This window comes from Rhodanobacter sp. AS-Z3, assembly GCF_029224025.1.
GTDB lineage: Bacteria > Pseudomonadota > Gammaproteobacteria > Xanthomonadales > Rhodanobacteraceae > Rhodanobacter.
The window spans coordinates 4,056,828-4,077,443 of the sequence record NZ_CP119392.1; the positions used below are offsets into that span (position 1 = coordinate 4,056,828).

The 20,616-nt window shown below is 62.6% G+C and carries 2 protein-coding genes (1 of these 2 cut by a window edge); both read left to right on the forward strand.

The window, feature by feature from the left end; all coding sequences use genetic code 11:
• On the forward strand, positions 1 to 13,880 hold the 3' portion of the coding sequence (locus tag PY254_RS18035) for a non-ribosomal peptide synthase/polyketide synthase (protein ID WP_281013430.1). It extends 5,596 nt beyond the left edge of the window; 13,880 of the gene's 19,476 nt are visible here — the last part of the coding sequence; its start codon lies off the left edge, out of view; the stop codon is at positions 13,878 to 13,880.
• A 248-nt stretch (positions 13,881 to 14,128) separates the two neighbouring features.
• On the forward strand, positions 14,129 to 20,608 hold the full coding sequence (locus tag PY254_RS18040; RefSeq protein ID WP_281013431.1) for a non-ribosomal peptide synthetase: 6,480 nt from the start codon (positions 14,129 to 14,131) through the stop codon (positions 20,606 to 20,608).
• The last annotated feature ends 8 nt before the right edge of the window (positions 20,609 to 20,616 follow it).

Genomic DNA, 20,616 nt, shown 5'->3' on the forward strand with positions numbered 1-20,616 from the left:
GCGATGTGTCGCCGCGTCTGATCAACATGTATGGCATCACCGAAACCACCGTGCACGTCACGTACCGGCCGATGTCGCACGCCGATCTCACCCGCAGCGGCAGTCCGATCGGGGAGCGTCTGCCGGATTTGCGTCTGTACTTGCTCGATGCACATCGCCAGCCGGTCCCGCTGGGGGCGGTGGGCGAACTCTACGTCGGTGGTGCCGGGGTCGCCCGCGGATATCTCAACCGTCCGGAACTGACCGCCGAACGCTTCCTGCCCGATCCGTTCGACCCACGCCCGCAGGCGCGTCTCTATCGCACCGGTGATCTGGGCCGTTACCTGCCCGACGGTCAGCTGCTGTACCTGGGCCGCAACGATCATCAGGTGAAGGTTCGCGGCTTCCGCATCGAGCTGGGCGAGATCGAGGCGCGGTTGGCCGAGCATCCGTCAGTCCGCGAAGTGGCGGTGCTGGCCCGTCAGGATGGCGGGACCGACAAGCGGCTGGTGGCGTATGTCGTGGCCCACACGGAGGCCCCGGCGGACCTGGCGGCGGTGTTGCGCGCACATCTTTCCACGCGGTTGCCCGATTACATGTTGCCGGCGGCGTACGTGGCCCTGGACACCTTCCCGCTCACGCCCAACGGCAAACTGGATCGCAAGGCCCTGCCCGCACCGGACGGCGACGCGTTTGCCCGCCACGGTTACGAGGCACCGCGCGGCGACATCGAAATCACGCTGGCCAATCTGTGGCAGGACCTGCTCGGTATCGAGCGCGTCGGACGGCACGATCACTTCTTCGAACTGGGCGGCCATTCTCTGCTCGCCGTGCAGTTGATGGAACGCCTGCGCCGCCTTGGTCTGGGCACCAGTATTCGCGCGCTGTTTGCCACGCCGGTATTGGCTGATCTGGCGACCACGCTGGGCAGTCATCGCGAGGTGGTCGTACCACCCAACCGCATCGCCGCCGACACCACCGTGCTGACGCCGGATCTGTTGCCGCTGATCGACCTGACCCAGGTCGACATCGACACCATTCTCGCGCGTGTTCCCGGCGGCTTGGCCAATGTGCAGGACATTTACGCCTTGGCGCCGTTGCAGGAAGGCATTCTTTTCCATCACCTGCTTGCCCAGGAAGGCGATCCGTACCTGCAAGTGATCCAGCTTTCGTTTACCGACAGCACCTTGCTCGAGCGTTACCTGGGGGCGTTCCAGCGCGTCGTCGATCGTCACGACATTCTGCGCACGGCGTTCGTGTGGGAAGGTCTGACGCACGCCGCGCAGGTGGTGCTTCGCCATGCGCCGCTGTCGGTCGAGAGGATCGATCTCGATCCGGCACACGGACCGGTCAGCGAGCAGCTGCAGCGCCGCTACGACCCACGTCATCACCGCATCGATCTGGGTGAGCCACCGCTGCTGCGCTTTGTCGTGGCACGTGATAAGCCCAATGATCGCTGGCTGCTGCTACAGCTGCAGCACCATCTGATCGACGACGTATCCTCATTGCGAACACTCAACAGCGAGGTTCGAGCCTTCCTTCGTGGCGAAGGCGATGCGCTGCTGCCACCGCAACCATTCCGCAACCTCATTGCGCAGGTGCGGCTTGGTGTGACGACCGAGGATCACGAGCGATTCTTCCGTACGACGCTCGGCGACATCGACGAGCCCACGCTGCCGTTCGGCCTTAGCGACGTGCATCTGGATGGCACCCGCGTCGGCGACGTCCACCGCATGTTGCCCGCGTCGCTGAACGATCGTTTGCGCGATCGCGCCAAACGGTTAGGCGTGAGTCTTGCCAGCCTCTGCCATCTGGCTTTCGCCAACGTCGTCGCACGTACCAGTGGCCGCGAACAAGTCGTCTTCGGCACCGTGCTGTTCGGCCGCATGAACGCCGGCGAAGGCGCCGATCGCGCCATGGGTCTGTTCATCAATACGTTGCCGCTGCGGGTGGATATTGACGACACGGGCGTCGAGGCCGCGTTGCAGCGTACCCAGCAGAGTCTGGCGGATTTGCTTCGCCACGAGCACGCGTCGCTGTCGCTCGCGCAGCGTTGCAGCGGTGTCGCCGCGCCCGCACCGCTGTTCGGCGCACTGCTCAATTACCGTCATCAGGATGGTTCCGCTGCTGATGAGGCGACGGTTGCCGATTCGCTCGGTGACATCACCTGGCTCGACGCGGGCGAACGCACGAACTATCCGCTTACGTTGTGTGTGGAAGATTTGGGCGATGCGCTTGGTTTGACCGTACAGGCAGTCGAACCGCTCGACCCGGAACATCTCTGCGATTACATGCAATGTGCGCTTGAGAACCTCCTCGACGCGCTCGAATCACATCCACTGTCACCGCTGCGCGAATTGGGCATCTTGCCGATTGCCGAGCGCAGGCACCTGCTGGAAACCTTCAATGAAACGAAGGCGCCGTATCCACGCAACAGCAGCGTGCATGCGCTGTTCGAGGAACAGGTCCGTCACCGTGCCGACGCCGTGGCGCTCGTTCACGGTGACATCGCACTGAGCTACGCCGAGCTGAACACACGCGCCAATCGCGTGGCCCATCAGCTTATCGCCCGCGGGGTGTGTACCGGCAGTTTCGTGGCCGTCCTGCTCGAACGCAGCATCGATCTGATCGTGGCGCAGCTGGCGATTCTCAAGACCGGCGCCGCCTATGTGCCGATCGATCCGCAATTGCCCGAAGCGCGCCAGGCTTGGCTCATTGAGGACGCCGGTGCGCCGTGGCTGCTCGCCCCCACGCGCCATGTCGCAGTAACTGGCGCCGCCAAGGTCTTGGGCATGGACGAGCTGCTTCTCGGCGACAGCCTTATCGACAATCCGCAGCAACAGGTCGACGCCGGTGATGTTGCCTATGTGATGTACACCTCCGGTTCCACCGGGCTGCCCAAAGGTGTGCTGGTGCCGCACCGGGCAATCAACCGCCTGGTGCGCAACAACGGCTATGCGCACTTTGGCGAGGACGACCGCGTCGCCTTCGCCGCTAATCCCGCGTTCGATGCCGCAACGCTGGAAGTGTGGGCACCCTTGCTCAATGGCGGCACCCTGGTGGTCATCGATCCGGCCACCCTGCTCTCCACCCCGGCGTTCATCGATACGCTGCGCCGCACTGCTGTGGACACTATGTGGCTGACCGTGGCGCTGTTCAATCAGCTGGCCGAGGCGCTGGCTCCGGTGCTGCCGCAGCTGAAGACCTTGATTGTCGGCGGCGACGTCCTGGATCCGGCGGTGATCGCACGGGTGCTCAAAGGCCCGCGGCCCCAACGCCTGCTCAACGGTTATGGTCCGACCGAAACGACGACCTTTGCGACCACGTATACAATTGAAGGGCATGCGCGCGAAGCGCACAGCATTCCGATTGGCCGTCCCATTGGCAACACCCGCCTCTACCTGCTCGATGCGCATCGCCAGCCGGTCCCACTGGGGGCGGTGGGTGAGTTGTACATCGGCGGCGACGGTGTGGCGCTGGGCTATCTCAATCGTCCGGAACTGACCGCCGAACGTTTCCTGCCCGATCCGTTTGCGGCCCAGGCGGATGCCCGCCTGTACCGGACCGGCGATCTGGCGCGTTATTTGCCGGACGGTCACGTGGTCTTCCTAGGCCGCAACGATCATCAGGTGAAGATTCGCGGCTTCCGCATCGAGCTGGGCGAGATCGAGGCGCGGTTGGCCGAGCATCCGTCAGTCCGCGAAGTGGCGGTGCTGGCCCGTCAGGATGGCGGGACCGACAAGCGGCTGGTGGCGTATGTCGTGGCCCACACGGAGGCCCCGGCGGATCTGGCGGCGGTGTTGCGCGCGCATCTTTCCACGCGCTTGCCCGATTACATGTTGCCGGCGGCGTACGTGGCCCTGGACACCTTCCCGCTCACGCCCAACGGCAAACTGGATCGCAAGGCCCTGCCCGCACCGGACGGCGACGCGTTTGCCCACCACGGTTTCGAAGCGCCGCGCGGCGACATCGAAATCACGCTGGCCAACCTGTGGCAGGACCTGCTCGGTATCGAGCGCGTCGGACGGCACGATCACTTCTTCGAATTGGGCGGCCATTCTCTGCTCGCCGTGCAGTTGATGGAACGCCTGCGCCGCCTTGGTCTGGGCACCAGTATTCGCGCGCTGTTTGCCACGCCGGTATTGGCTGATCTGGCGACCACGCTGGGCAGTCATCGCGAGGTGGTCGTACCACCCAACCGCATCGCCGCCGACACCACCGTGCTGACGCCGGATCTGTTGCCGCTGATCGACCTGACCCAGGTCGACATCGACACCATTCTCGCGCGTGTTCCCGGCGGCTTGGCCAATGTGCAGGACATTTACGCCTTGGCGCCGTTGCAGGAAGGCATCCTTTTCCATCACCTGCTTGCCCAGGAGGGCGATCCGTACCTGTTGATCGGCCAGATGGCTTTCGCCGATCACGCCTTGCTCGAGCGCTACCTGGGGGCGTTCCAGCGCGTCGTCGATCGTCACGACATTCTGCGCACGGCGTTCGTGTGGGAAGGTCTGACGCACGCCGCGCAGGTGGTGCTTCGCCATGCGCCGCTGTCGGTCGAGAGGATCGATCTCGATCCGGCACACGGACCGGTCAGCGAGCAGCTGCAGCGCCGCTACGACCCACGTCATCACCGCATCGATCTGGGTGAGCCACCGCTGCTGCGTTTTGTCGTGGCACGTGATGAGCCCAATGATCGCTGGCTGCTCGTGCAGCTTCTGCATCATCTCATCGGTGATCACTCGACGTTCGAGATGATGCTCGAAGACGTACGTCTATTGCTCGATAGTCCGACGGTCGAGCCACCGCCATCGCAGCCGTTCCGGCAGATGGTAGCGCAGGCGCGCCTTGGCGTCGCCCCCGGTGAACACGAACGTTTCTTTCGCGATGCGCTCGGCGACATCAACGAACCCACGCTGCCGTTCGGCCTTAGCGACGTGCATCTGGATGGCACGCATGTCGGCGAATGCCACCGCATGCTGCCGCAGGCTCTTAACGATCGTCTGCGCGAACGCGCCCGGCGCCTGGGCGTCAGTCTCGCCAGCCTGTGCCATTTGGCTTTCGCCGGCGTCGTCGCACGCAGCAGTGGCCGCGAACAGGTTGTCTTCGGCACCGTGCTGTTCGGCCGCATGAACGCAGGCGAAGGTGCCGATCGCACCATGGGCCTGTTCATCAACACGTTGCCGTTGCGTGTCAATGTCAGCGGCACCTCGGTCGAGGACAGTGTGCATGAGATGCAACACAGTCTCGCCGGCCTGCTCGATCACGAACACGCACCGCTGTCGCTTGCGCAACGTTGCAGTGGTGTTGCCGCGCCCGCGCCGTTGTTCAGTGCGCTGCTTAATTACCGGCACAACCAGATGGCGTTCGAGGGCGAGGCATCCACAGCGGCTGCGGCTGGTTTCGAATGGTTGAGCCTTGAGGAACGCACCAGCTATCCGATCACTCTCTGCGTTGAGGACTTTGGTAGCGCACTCGGCCTCACCGCACAGGTAGCAAAAGCCGTATCAGCCGAACGCGTCTGCGATTCCATGCAGCGCGCACTGGAAAGCCTGCTGCATGCGTTGGAAGAAACGCCACGGCTGCCCATGCGCGAGTTGGATGTTTTGCCGCCCACCGAGCGCACCCAGCTGCTGGAGACCTTCAACGGCGGTCCGGCACCGTCGTATGCGACGCGATGCCTGCACCTGGACTTCGAAGCGCAGGCACGCGACCGCGCCGAGGCGATCGCGTTGGTTTGCGGCGATCGCCAGATCAGCTACGGCGCGCTCAATCGCGACGCCAATCGTCTTGCCCATCACCTGATCGCATTGGGCGTGCGCCCGGACAGCCGTGTCGCCCTGTGTGTCGAACGCGGCATCGCGATGGTCGTAGGCCTGCTGGCCATTCTCAAGGCCGGCGGCGGTTATGTGCCCCTGGATCCGGCGTATTCCTCCGACCGCCTGACGTTGATTCTCGATGACGCTGCACCGGTGTTGCTGTTGACCGATGCCCATGGCCGTGCCGCGCTCGGCGATGCGCAGCTGCCCGAGTGCGTGCTCGATCTGCAGGCCGACTGCGATCGTTGGGACAGCCTGCCCGACAGCAACCCGCACGTTGCCGACCTCACCGCCGCCCATCTTGCCTACGTCATCTATACCTCCGGCTCCACGGGCAAGCCCAAAGGCGTGATGGTGGAGCATGCTCAGGTTGCGCGTCTGTTCGAGAGCACCCGCGATTGGTATGGCTTCGATGAGCACGATGTGTGGTGCCTGTTCCATTCCTTCGCCTTCGATTTTTCCGTGTGGGAGCTGTGGGGCGCGCTGCGTTATGGCGGCCGGCTGGTGGTGGTCACGCACGATGTCGTGCGTTCCATGCCCGAGTTCCATCGCCTGGTCTGCGATCAGGGTGTCACCGTGCTCAACCAGACGCCCAGCGCCTTCAAGGCGTTTATCGAAGCGCAGGGGCAGGACCCGCGGTCCGACCGGCTGCGCTACGTCATCTTCGGTGGCGAGGCACTGGAACCGGCCATGCTGGCACCCTGGTATGCGCGCCGCGGCGATGTGTCGCCGCGTCTGATCAACATGTATGGCATCACCGAAACCACCGTGCACGTCACGTACCGGCCGATGTCGCACGCCGATCTCACCCGCAGCGGCAGTCCGATCGGGGAGCGTCTGCCGGATTTGCGTCTGTACTTGCTCGATGCACATCGCCAGCCGGTCCCGCTGGGGGCGGTGGGCGAACTCTACGTCGGTGGTGCCGGGGTCGCCCGCGGATATCTCAACCGTCCGGAACTGACCGCCGAACGCTTCCTGCCCGATCCGTTCGACCCACGCCCGCAGGCGCGTCTCTATCGCACCGGTGATCTGGGCCGTTACCTGCCCGACGGTCAGCTGCTGTACCTGGGCCGCAACGATCATCAGGTGAAGGTTCGCGGCTTCCGCATCGAGCTGGGCGAGATCGAGGCGCGGTTGGCCGAGCATCCGTCAGTCCGCGAAGTGGCGGTGCTGGCCCGTCAGGATGGCGGGACCGACAAGCGGCTGGTGGCGTATGTCGTGGCCCACACGGAGGCCCCGGCGGACCTGGCGGCGGTGTTGCGCGCACATCTTTCCACGCGGTTGCCCGATTACATGTTGCCGGCGGCGTACGTGGCCCTGGACACCTTCCCGCTCACGCCCAACGGCAAACTGGATCGCAAGGCCCTGCCCGCACCGGACGGCGACGCGTTTGCCCGCCACGGTTACGAGGCACCGCGCGGCGACATCGAAATCACGCTGGCCAATCTGTGGCAGGACCTGCTCGGTATCGAGCGCGTCGGACGGCACGATCACTTCTTCGAACTGGGCGGCCATTCTCTGCTCGCCGTGCAGTTGATGGAACGCCTGCGCCGCCTTGGTCTGGGCACCAGTATTCGCGCGCTGTTTGCCACGCCGGTATTGGCTGATCTGGCGACCACGCTGGGCAGTCATCGCGAGGTGGTCGTACCACCCAACCGCATCGCCGCCGACACCACCGTGCTGACGCCGGATCTGTTGCCGCTGATCGACCTGACCCAGGTCGACATCGACACCATTCTCGCGCGTGTTCCCGGCGGCTTGGCCAATGTGCAGGACATTTACGCCTTGGCGCCGTTGCAGGAAGGCATCCTTTTCCATCACCTGCTTGCCCAGGAGGGCGATCCGTACCTGTTGATCGGCCAGATGGCTTTCGCCGATCACGCCTTGCTCGAGCGCTACCTGGGGGCGTTCCAGCGCGTCGTCGATCGTCACGACATTCTGCGCACGGCGTTCGTGTGGGAAGGTCTGACGCACGCCGCGCAGGTGGTGCTTCGCCATGCGCCGCTGTCGGTCGAGAGGATCGATCTCGATCCGGCACACGGACCGGTCAGCGAGCAGCTGCAGCGCCGCTACGACCCACGTCATCACCGCATCGATCTGGGTGAGCCACCGCTGCTGCGTTTTGTCGTGGCACGTGATGAGCCCAATGATCGGTGGCTGCTCGTGCAGCTTCTGCATCATCTCATCGGTGATCACTCGACGATGGAAGTCATGCTCGGCGAGGTGAGTTCGTTCCTCGACGAAGCCGAACCCGTCCTGGCGCCACCGCAGCCGTTCCGCCACATGGTGGCGCAGGCACAGCTCGGACTTACTGAGGAAGAACACGAACGTTTCTTCCGCGATATGCTCGGCGAGATCGACGAGCCCACGTTGCCGTTCGGGATCGGCGACGCGCATCGCGATGGCACGCGTGTTGTGGAATCGCATCGTATGCTCCCGCAATCCTTGAACGATCTTTTGCGAGAACAGGCGAAACGCCTTGGCCTGAGTCTTGCCAGCCTGTGTCACCTAGCCTGGGGACAGGTCGTCGCACGTACCAGTGGTCGCGAACAAGTCGTCTTCGGCACCGTGCTGTTCGGCCGCATGAACGCGGGCGAAGGTGCCGATCGTGCCATGGGTCTGTTCGTCAACACGTTGCCATTGCGTCTGGACATGGATGACACGTCCGTCAAAGTGAGCGCGCATCGCGCGCAGCAACGTCTTGCCGGCCTGCTCGATCATGAGCATGCGTCGCTCGCGCTCGCCCAGCGCTGCAGTCACGTGACCGCGCCCGCGCCACTGTTCGGCGCGATGCTGAATTATCGGCACAGCAGCATGCCCACCGATAACACCGATGAGCAAAAATCGTGGGCTGGCATCGAATGGCTGAGCATAGAGGAACGCACCAATTATCCGATCGCCATGTCTGTCGAGGACATCGGTCATGGTCTGGGACTCACTGCGCAGGCAGTGGAGCCGCTCAGCGCGGAGCGCCTTTGCGGTTACATGCAGCGCGCGCTGGAGAGTCTGTCATTCGCGCTTGACCATCACCCCGACTTGCCGGTGCGTGCGCTCGAGATAGTGACGCAGGCGGAAACAACGCAACTCATCGAAACCTGCAACGCCACCGCCAGACCTTACCCGCATGCCACTCCTGTACATGCCCTATTCGAAGAGCGCGTACTTCGTCATCCAGAGGCCATCGCCGTAGTGGATGACGGCCGTTCGTTTGCGTATGCCGAGCTGAACACACGCGCCAATCGCGTGGCCCATCAGCTGATCGCCTGCGGGGTGTGTACCGGCAGTTTCGTGGCCGTCCTGCTCGAACGCAGCATCGATCTGATCGTGGCGCAGCTGGCGATTCTCAAGACCGGCGCCGCCTATGTGCCGATCGATCCGCAATTGCCCGAAGCGCGCCAGGCTTGGCTCATTGAGGACGCCGGTGCGCCGTGGCTGCTCGCCCCCACGCGCCATGTCGCAGTAACTGGCGCCGCCAAGGTCTTGGGCATGGACGAGCTGCTTCTCGGCGACAGCCTTATCGACAATCCGCAGCAACAGGTCGACGCCGGTGATGTTGCCTATGTGATGTACACCTCCGGTTCCACCGGGCTGCCCAAAGGTGTGCTGGTGCCGCACCGGGCAATCAACCGCCTGGTGTCCGATCCGGGGCACGCGGATCTGGACGGCGACGACCGTATGGCATGGCTGGGCAACGTTGCCTTCGACATCAGCACACTCGAAGTATGGGCGCCGCTGTTGCACGGCGCGCGGATCGTGGTCGTCCCGCGCGAAACGCTGCTGCGCCCGCAAGGACTAAGTGAAGTCTTGCTTACGCAGCGCGTTAATGTGCTGCATCTTACCGCCGGCCTGTTTGCGCAGCTTGCCGACCAGCTCAATGAAGCGATTCGCGGTCTGCGGCTGATGCTGGTCGGCGGCGATGCCGTCGATACCGGCGCGGTCGCACGCGTGCTCGGCGCACACCCGTCGTTGCGTCTGGTGCATTGCTACGGCCCTACCGAAAGCACGACCTTCGCCACCACGTGCCGTTTAAGCATCGACGACGCGCATGCGCAACGCCTGCCGATCGGCCAACCCATCGCCAACACGCGCATCTATCTGCTCGACGCTAGCGGTGCACCGGTGCCATTCGGCGTACCCGGCGAGTTGTACATCGGTGGCGACGGCGTCGCGCTTGGCTATCTCAACCGCCCGGAACTGACGGCCGAGAGCTTTCTGCCCGATCCGTTTGCCGCCCATGCGAACGCGCGTATGTACCGCACCGGCGATCTGGCGACGTATCTGCCGGATGGCCGGCTGTTGTTCCTGGGCCGGAACGATCATCAGCTAAAGATTCGTGGATACCGTATCGAGCCTGGTGAAATCGAGGGTCATTTGACCGCTCATCCGGCAGTGCGCGAAGCACTGGTCATGGCCCGCACCGACGGCGGTAACGAGAAACGGCTGGTCGCCTATCTGATTGCGGAAGGCAGCGCGCCCGCCAATCTGGCCTTTTCGCTGCGCGATCATCTGTCGGCGCGTCTTCCTGACTACATGCTTCCTGCGGCGTTTGTCGTACTTGATGCTTTCCCGCTGACCGCCAATGGCAAAGTCGACCGCAAAGCGCTTCCAGCGCCGAACGGTGACGCACTGGCACGACAGGCATACGTCGCACCCGAAGGCGATACGGAGCTGCGGCTGGCCGCTGTCTGGCAACAGTTGTTGCCGGTGGATCGCGTCGGTCGCTTCGATAGCTTTTTCGCACTCGGAGGGCATTCCCTCCTGGCTATGCGACTGCTCGGCCGGATCGTACAGGTTTTCGGCGTCGAGATTCCCTTGTCGTCGTTGTTCGCGCATGCCTCACTTGCAAACATGAGCGCACTTGTTTCAGGTAACAAGGACGTCATAACCATCAGCGTCACCGCGACCATTGTGCCCGCATCAAGCGATGAGCGCCGAGTGCCGTCGTTCGCGCAGAGCCGCCTGTGGTTTCTTGCGCAAATGGACCCAGACAACGCCAACTATCACATGCCGTTCGCCTTGCGCATGCATGGTCGTCTAGATGACGGGGCTCTCGCCCATACGCTCGACAGACTCTTCGATCGTCATGAAGCCTTGCGCAGCGTATTCAGCGTGGATGGCGGCCAGCCGCGAGTCGGCTTTCTGCCGTCTGGCCGGGGAATCGGCCTTCGCCACATCGATCTGCGCGGCAGAACCGATGCCGAGCAGGAAACGCAGAGACTGATCCTCGACGATGCGATGGCACCTTTCGATCTGGCGCAGGGGCCGCTGATCCGCGCTCAGCTGATAGTTCTGGACAACGATGATCATGTGTTTCAGGTGACCCAGCATCACATTGTTTCCGACGGCTGGTCGATCGGCGTTTTCATACGCGAATTCAACGCGCTCTACGCAGCGCATGTCCGTGATGACGGAGATCCGCTCGCACCCTTCGTTGTGCAATACGCAGATTACGCCGCGTGGCAGCGAAAGCGTCTGTCTGGCCCGAAGCTCGCCGCGCACCATGATTATTGGCGCACACAGCTGGCTGACGCCCCCGTCTTGCTAACGTTGCCGATCGATCGGGCACGCCCTGCCCGCCAATCGTTCACTGGCGCTATGCTGCCAGTCCAGATCGAGCCTTCACTGACGAAGGCGTTGCGCGCCTCATGCGAACGCAGCGGCACAACATTGTTCATGGCGGTCCTTGCTGCCTGGTCGGTGGTGTTGTCGCGACTGTCAGGGCAGACAGAAGTAGTCATCGGCACGCCCTCGGCGAATCGTCAGCATCCTGCGATTGAAGGCTTGATCGGCTTTTTTGTTAATACACTCGCGCTACGCCTCGACCTTTCCCGTGCGCATTCAGTTAATGAATGGCTCGCCGCCGTCCGCCAAACAACCCTTGCCGCGCAGGATCATCAGGACCTACCGTTCGAGCAGGTGGTGGAGCTGGTTAATCCGCCACGGCACCTCGATCATTCGCCGATCTTCCAGGCAGTTTTTTCCTGGCAGAACAACGAGCCTTTCGAAATCACTCTTCCCGGCCTGACGGTTGCGCCCACGTCATTGGGTGTGAACCTGGTCAAGTTCGACATTGAGCTGAACCTGGGCGAGGAAGGCGATTCCATAGTGGGAGGCTTGCACTACGCCACCGCGCTCTTCGACGAAACAACGATCGAGCGTCATCGCCATTATCTCCTTGCTGCGCTGACGGCCATCGCACAGGATACAGACCGCCCACTCCAGGCTATCGATCTCGTTCCGGCTGATGAACGCGCTCGCGTGCTAGAAGGGTTCAATGCGAATGCGCTTACCGGCTCGACCTATCGCTGCATCCATCACCTGATCGAAGAACAGGCGGCACGTTATCCGACCACAATCGCGGTAAGCGATGCCACGCGTAGCCTTGACTACGCTGCACTCAACAGCAGCGCCAACCGTCTGGCGCACCTGCTGATTGCGCAAGGTATTCGTGCGAACGAACGCATCGCCATCTGTCTGGATCGTGGCGTGGATCTGGCGGTGGCAATTCTCGCGACATTGAAAGCAGGCGCCGCGTACGTTCCGCTCGATCCGGCTTATCCCGCCGAACGTCTTGTCCACATCCTTGCGGACGCAACGCCACGCTATCTTTTGGTCGACGCCGCGGGCCGCGAAACCCTCGCCAACGCACCGACGACGGATATTCGAACGATCGATATGGATGCGCCATCAACTGCATGGGCTGCGCAACCGGCAGACAATCCAACCTCCGTTGCGGTAACATCGGACTGTCTGGCTTATGTGATCTATACGTCGGGCTCGACCGGCAAGCCCAAGGGCGTGATGATCGAACATCGCCATTTAGTCGCTTCAACACTCGCTCGGCACGCCTACTACGGCACGCAAAGGGAAACACGCTTCCTGCTGTTGTCGTCGATTGCGTTTGACAGTTCGGTCGCCGGGTTGTTTGGTACGTTGACCGAAGGCGGCTGCGTCCGCTTCAGTGCACGCGACGAGGCTCAGGATCCGCGCGCAGTCGCGCGCACCATCGCCGATACCGGTATTACGCGCCTGCTATGCGTGCCGTCGCTGGCTACACTTTTGATCGAGCGTTTGTCGGCCCAGAGTCATCTGTCATTGCGCGAAATCATTGTCGCCGGCGAATCATGCCCAGCTTCGCTACCGGCTGCGCTCGCCACCGTCCTCCCGGATGTCACGCTGTTCAACGAATACGGTCCAACCGAGGCATCGGTCTGGGCCACTGCACAGCGTTGCGAGATCACCGGCACGTTGCCCGTTCCGATCGGTCGCGCTGCCGCTCACGCACGCATCTACCTGCTCGACGAAAGCGGACTCCCTGCCCCTCTGGGTGCAATCGGCGAGATCTACATCGGCGGCGATGGCATCGCGCGTGGTTATCTGGAGCAGCCCGAACTGACGGCGGAGCGTTTCCTCCCCGATCCATTCGATGCGCGACCGGGAGCGCGCATGTACCGCACCGGTGATCTGGGCCGTTACCGTCCGGATGGGTGTTTGGTTTTCGAAGGCCGCAACGACCAGCAGGTAAAAATTCGCGGCTTCCGCATCGAGCCTGCCGAGATCGAAACGGCATTGCGCACTCACGATGACGTTCGCGATGCCCTTGTGCTTGCAAGAGGCGACAGTACCGGTGGCCGCTTGCTGATCGCATGGGTTGTTGCCGACGATTCGACGGACGAGGGGCGGGCTGCGCGGTTGCATCGTCATCTGGCATCGCGGCTTCCGGAGTACATGATTCCCTCCGCGTTCGTCTCGCTCATCGAGTTCCCGCTACTGCCAAACGGCAAAGTCGATCGCACAGCGCTGCCCGATCCACACGGTGCGGCATACGCGCACCGCGAGTACGAGGCGCCACGCGATGGCACGGAACGCATGCTTGCCGAACTTTGGAGCGAACTGCTCGGTATCAATCTAATAGGACGTCATGACAACTTCTTCGAGCTCGGCGGCCATTCACTGCTGGTCGTGCAGCTGATGGAACGCATAAGACAATCGGGCATGGACGTGGATATCAGCGCGCTGTTTGTCGCGCGCACGCTCGCGGCGCTGGCGGAAGAACTCGTGGAAATGGTGGAGATTCGGATTTGAATATCGACGCGCTCCTGAAGGCCCTGGAAGAAAGGGATGTCTCTGTCGCCGTGGACGGCGAGTCGCTGGTTGTCACCGCAGCGAAGGGATCGGTCACGGCCGAGCTTCAACAGTCGCTCCGCGAGCATAAAGCGCACCTGATCGAGCACATCCTCACCCGTGGATTGACAGCGATTGGCGGCGCGCGAAAGGGCGCCGTCGTCCCACCGAATCGTATTGCGCCCGGATGCGAACGCATCACTCCGAACATGTTGCCACTGATTGAACTGTCGCAGGCAGACATCGACCGGATTGCGGAGCACGCGCAGGGTGGCGTGCATAACATTCAGGACATTTACGCGCTCGCGCCGCTGCAGGAAGGCATTCTTTTCCATCACATGATCGCAAGCGATAGCGACGGTGATCCCTACCTGTCCATCGCCAGCATGGCCTTCGCCAACCGCACTCTGCTCGACGATTATCTGGGAGCGGTGCAATTTGTCGTCAACCGCCACGACATCATGCGTACCGGTTTCGTCTGGAAAGGCGTGACAACACCTGTGCAGTTCGTCTTGCGTACCGCTCGCTGTCATGTGACCGAATTGTCGCTGAGCGCGGGCGATGACGATGGCGATGTACTTGCGCAGCTTATGGCGCGTTTCGATCCGCGTCGCCACGGCATCGATCTCGGACAACCGCCGCTGCTTAGCTTCGCCGTTGCCTATGATGCCACCAACGACCGCTGGGTCATGCTGCAGCGCCTCCACCACTTGATCGGCGATCATTCCACGCTCGACATCATGCATGCCGAGGCGCGAGCATTTCTTACCGATGGCGGCCACCTGCTTGGCGCACCGCAACCGTTCCGCAATCTTGTGGCTCATGCACGCCACGGCATCTCCCCGAGTGAGCACGAAGCGTTTTTTAGCGGAACGCTCGGCGACATCGATGGACCGACGCTTCCGTTCGGTCTCGACGATGCGCATCGCCACGGTCATCACGTCAGCGAAGCTACCGTCATGCTTCCCGACAATTTGAACCTGCGCATGCGGGCGCAGGCTCGTCGCCTAGGTGTCAGTGTCGCCAGCATGTGTCACCTCGCCTGGGGCCAGGTGGTCGCACGCACCAGTGAACGCAACGACGTCGTTTTTGGCACCGTCCTTTTCGGCCGCATGCAAGCCGGCTTTGGCGCCGACACCGCGATGGGACTCTACATCAATACATTGCCGCTTCGCCTGAGTCTGGGTGACACTGACGTAGCGACCAGTGTTCGCCAGGCGCATGACGCGTTGGCTAACCTGATGGTTCACGAACATGCCTCACTTTCCATGGCGCAACGATGCAGCGGTGTCGCCTTCCCCGCACCGCTTTTCAGCTCGGTGATTAACTACCGCCACAGCGCAACCGCGCGGCCTGCCGACGCCGCGGACGTCATTGCCGATACCGGAATACAGTGGCTTGGGAGCGAAGAACGCACCAACTACCCGTTGATACTTTCGGTTGAAGATCTCGGTGACGCGTTGGGTTTGACCGCGCAGATCGTGGCCCCGTTTAGCTCGGAACGCATCTGCAGCTACATGCGGCAAGCTCTCTTCAGTCTTGTCGATGCACTCGACCACGCCCCCACTACTCCGGTGTGCGAACTCGAGATTCTGCCGCCAGAAGAACGTGAACTGCTGCTCGAGACGTTTAACCAGCCATCTGCCAGCACTATAGATTTGCCTTCGCCCAGCGTACACGGCCTCGTACTCAATACCTGGAATCGCACCGAGGCGTCGTTCCCGGCAACCGTGTGCGTACATCGCCTGTTCGAACAGCGTGTAGCGAGCCATCCAGATGCGATCGCCGTGCATGACGGCAAGCAAACTGTTTCGTATATGGAATTGAACAGGTTCGCCAATCGCGTCGCCCACGAGCTGAAGGCGTGCGGCGTCGATGGCGGTCTGGTTGGCGTGCTGATGGATCGCAGCATTGGCCTTATCGTGGCCCAGCTCGCCATTCTCAAGGTGGGTGCTGGTTACGTACCCATCGATCCGCAACTGCCCGAGACGCGTCAGGCTTGGATTCTAGATGATGCCACGATCGATTTGGTGCTGCTGGATGGCGATCGCAAAATGCCGGCCGGCGCACGGGCACGAGCACTCCGTATCGCTGAACTGGCGACGTCCGCATCCGTGGAGAACCTGACCGACGAATATGATGCCGGTGATGTTGCCTATGTGATGTACACCTCCGGTTCCACCGGGCTGCCCAAAGGTGTGCTGGTGCCGCACCGGGCAATCAACCGCCTGGTGCGCAACAACGGCTATGCGCACTTTGGCGAGGACGACCGCGTCGCCTTCGCCGCTAATCCCGCGTTCGATGCCGCAACGCTGGAAGTGTGGGCACCCTTGCTCAATGGCGGCACCCTGGTGGTCATCGATCCGGCCACCCTGCTCTCCACCCCGGCGTTCATCGATACGCTGCGCCGCACTGCTGTGGACACTATGTGGCTGACCGTGGCGCTGTTCAATCAGCTGGCCGAGGCGCTGGCTCCGGTGCTGCCGCAGCTGAAGACCTTGATTGTCGGCGGCGACGTCCTGGATCCGGCGGTGATCGCACGGGTGCTCAAAGGCCCGCGGCCCCAACGCCTGCTCAACGGTTATGGTCCGACCGAAACGACGACCTTTGCGACCACGTATACAATTGAAGGGCATGCGCGCGAAGCGCACAGCATTCCGATTGGCCGTCCCATTGGCAACACCCGCCTCTACCTGCTCGATGCGCATCGCCAGCCGGTCCCACTGGGGGCGGTGGGTGAGTTGTACATCGGCGGCGACGGTGTGGCGCTGGGCTATCTCAATCGTCCGGAACTGACCGCCGAACGTTTCCTGCCCGATCCGTTTGCGGCCCAGGCGGATGCCCGCCTGTACCGGACCGGCGATCTGGCGCGTTATTTGCCGGACGGTCACGTGGTCTTCCTAGGCCGCAACGATCATCAGGTGAAGATTCGCGGCTTCCGCATCGAGCTGGGCGAGATCGAGGCGCGGTTGGCCGAGCATCCGTCAGTCCGCGAAGTGGCGGTGCTGGCCCGTCAGGATGGCGGGACCGACAAGCGGCTGGTGGCGTATGTCGTGGCCCACACGGAGGCCCCGGCGGATCTGGCGGCGGTGTTGCGCGCGCATCTTTCCACGCGCTTGCCCGATTACATGTTGCCGGCGGCGTACGTGGCCCTGGACACCTTCCCGCTCACGCCCAACGGCAAACTGGATCGCAAGGCCCTGCCCGCACCGGACGGCGACGCGTTTGCCCACCACGGTTTCGAAGCGCCGCGCGGCGACATCGAAATCACGCTGGCCAACCTGTGGCAGGACCTGCTCGGTATCGAGCGCGTCGGACGGCACGATCACTTCTTCGAATTGGGCGGCCATTCTCTGCTCGCCGTACGTTTGCTTAGCAGGATTTCACAGGGCCTCGAGGTCGAGTTGCCGTTGGCATCGCTGTTCGGCAACGCCACGCTCGCTGCGCTGGCCGATGCGGTGCATCTCGTGTTGGAACCTGGTCATGCACGCAGAGCGGCACCGATCAAACCGGCGGCACGCGACGGCACGTTGTCGTTGTCGTTTGCGCAAAAACGGCTATGGTTTCTGTCGCAGCTTGAAGGCGTCAGCGTGACGTACAACATCCCGATCGCGCTACGGCTACGTGGCAAGCTCGACGACGACGCATTGCGGCGTAGCTTGGATCGCCTGTTTGATCGTCACGAAGGGTTGCGCACCATATTTCCGGTTGTAAATGACGAACCAACTGCCGTGTTGCTTCCCGCTGGCTCGGGAGTGCCATGGCACGATGTCGATCTGACCATCCATACCGATACCGACACGGCATTGCACCGGCTTATGAAGCACGAAGCCGTCTCGCCGTTCGACATCGCGCGCGATGCGTTGATCCGTGCTTGCCTTGTTCACGTGCACGAAGACGATCACGTGTTACTGCTGACTCAGCATCACATCGTCTCCGACGGCTGGTCGATGGGCATCCTGCTGAAGGAGCTGAGCACGCTTTACGCCGCCTTCATTGCAGGACACCCTGATCCACTGCCGCCACTCTCTATCCAATATCCCGACTATGCAGCGTGGCAAACACACTGGTTGACCGGCGAACGTCTTAGCGGACAGGCGGCCTTCTGGCGTCGTCAGTTGACCAATGCACCGACACTGCTAATGTTGCCGACCGATCGACCACGACCGATACGTCAGGATTTCTCTGGCGGCAGCGTATCGCTACAGCTACCGCACCCGATGGCACAGGGCTTGCGACGCCTCGCACGTCAGCACGGTGCAACGCTCTTCATGCTAGTACTGGCGACTTGGTCAGCGGTACTCAGCCGTCTGTCCGGACAAACCGACCTGATCGTAGGCTGCCCGACAGCCAACCGCGGCCGGCGTGAGATCGAGCCGCTGATCGGCTTCTTCGTCAACGCGCTGCCTATGCGCATCGATCTCAGCGGATCGCCCGATCTGACGGAACTGCTGCAGCGCGTCCGGCAGGTAGCACTGGATGCACAGGAGAACCAGGACTTGCCGTTCGAGCAGGTAGTGGACATTGTCAATCCACCACGCCGCCTCGATCACACGCCCTTGTTCCAGGTGCTGTTTGCTTGGCAGAGCAATGACAGAGGTGCATTAGCATTGCCGGGCCTGGCTGTCGAGATGGGCGGTCCTGTATTCGCTCATGCGAAGTACGACCTTGAGCTTTACCTCGGCGAGGACGAGCAAGGCCTTGCTGGTGCGCTTAACTATGCCACCTCGCTGTTCGACAAAGCGACGATTGAACGCTATCGCGATTATCTCATGCACATGCTCGAAGCAATGGTCATGGATACCACACAGCCTTTCGATCGAATCCGTCTTTTCGGCGACGCCGAGCGCAGGCACCTGCTGGAAACCTTCAATGAAACGAAGGCGCCGTATCCACGCAACAGCAGCGTGCATGCGCTGTTCGAGGAACAGGTCCGTCACCGTGCCGACGCCGTGGCGCTCGTTCACGGTGACATCGCACTGAGCTACGCCGAGCTGAACACACGCGCCAATCGCGTGGCCCATCAGCTTATCGCCCGCGGGGTGTGTACCGGCAGTTTCGTGGCCGTCCTGCTCGAACGCAGCATCGATCTGATCGTGGCGCAGCTGGCGATTCTCAAGACCGGCGCCGCCTATGTGCCGATCGATCCGCAATTGCCCGAAGCGCGCCAGGCTTGGCTCATTGAGGACGCCGGTGCGCCGTGGCTGCTCGCCCCCACGCGCCATGTCGCAGTAACTGGCGCCGCCAAGGTCTTGGGCATGGACGAGCTGCTTCTCGGCGACAGCCTTATCGACAATCCGCAGCAACAGGTCGACGCCGGTGATGTTGCCTATGTGATGTACACCTCCGGTTCCACCGGGCTGCCCAAAGGTGTGCTGGTGCCGCACCGGGCAATCAACCGCCTGGTGCGCAACAACGGCTATGCGCACTTTGGCGAGGACGACCGCGTCGCCTTCGCCGCTAATCCCGCGTTCGATGCCGCAACGCTGGAAGTGTGGGCACCCTTGCTCAATGGCGGCACCCTGGTGGTCATCGATCCGGCCACCCTGCTCTCCACCCCGGCGTTCATCGATACGCTGCGCCGCACTGCTGTGGACACTATGTGGCTGACCGTGGCGCTGTTCAATCAGCTGGCCGAGGCGCTGGCTCCGGTGCTGCCGCAGCTGAAGACCTTGATTGTCGGCGGCGACGTCCTGGATCCGGCGGTGATCGCACGGGTGCTCAAAGGCCCGCGGCCCCAACGCCTGCTCAACGGTTATGGTCCGACCGAAACGACGACCTTTGCGACCACGTATACAATTGAAGGGCATGCGCGCGAAGCGCACAGCATTCCGATTGGCCGTCCCATTGGCAACACCCGCCTCTACCTGCTCGATGCGCATCGCCAGCCGGTCCCACTGGGGGCGGTGGGTGAGTTGTACATCGGCGGCGACGGTGTGGCGCTGGGCTATCTCAATCGTCCGGAACTGACCGCCGAACGTTTCCTGCCCGATCCGTTTGCGGCCCAGGCGGATGCCCGCCTGTACCGGACCGGCGATCTGGCGCGTTATTTGCCGGACGGTCACGTGGTCTTCCTAGGCCGCAACGATCATCAGGTGAAGATTCGCGGCTTCCGCATCGAGCTGGGCGAGATCGAGGCGCGGTTGGCCGAGCATCCGTCAGTCCGCGAAGTGGCGGTGCTGGCCCGTCAGGATGGCGGGACCGACAAGCGGCTGGTGGCGTATGTCGTGGCCCACACGGAGGCCCCGGCGGATCTGGCGGCGGTGTTGCGCGCGCATCTTTCCACGCGCTTGCCCGATTACATGTTGCCGGCGGCGTACGTGGCCCTGGACACCTTCCCGCTCACGCCCAACGGCAAACTGGATCGCAAGGCCCTGCCCGCACCGGACGGCGACGCGTTTGCCCACCACGGTTTCGAAGCGCCGCGCGGCGACATCGAAATCACGCTGGCCAACCTGTGGCAGGACCTGCTCGGTATCGAGCGCGTCGGACGGCACGATCACTTCTTCGAATTGGGCGGCCATTCTCTGCTCGCGATGCGTCTAGTTGGCCGCATTCGCACGGTATTCCGTGTCGAGCTGCCTGTAAGCGCGCTGTTTGAGACCTCCACGATTGCGTCACTGACCGAACGTCTAAGCCGCGCGCGTCCATCGACACGCAAACCCCTTCGTCCCATGCGTTCTTCGTGAGGCCCTGC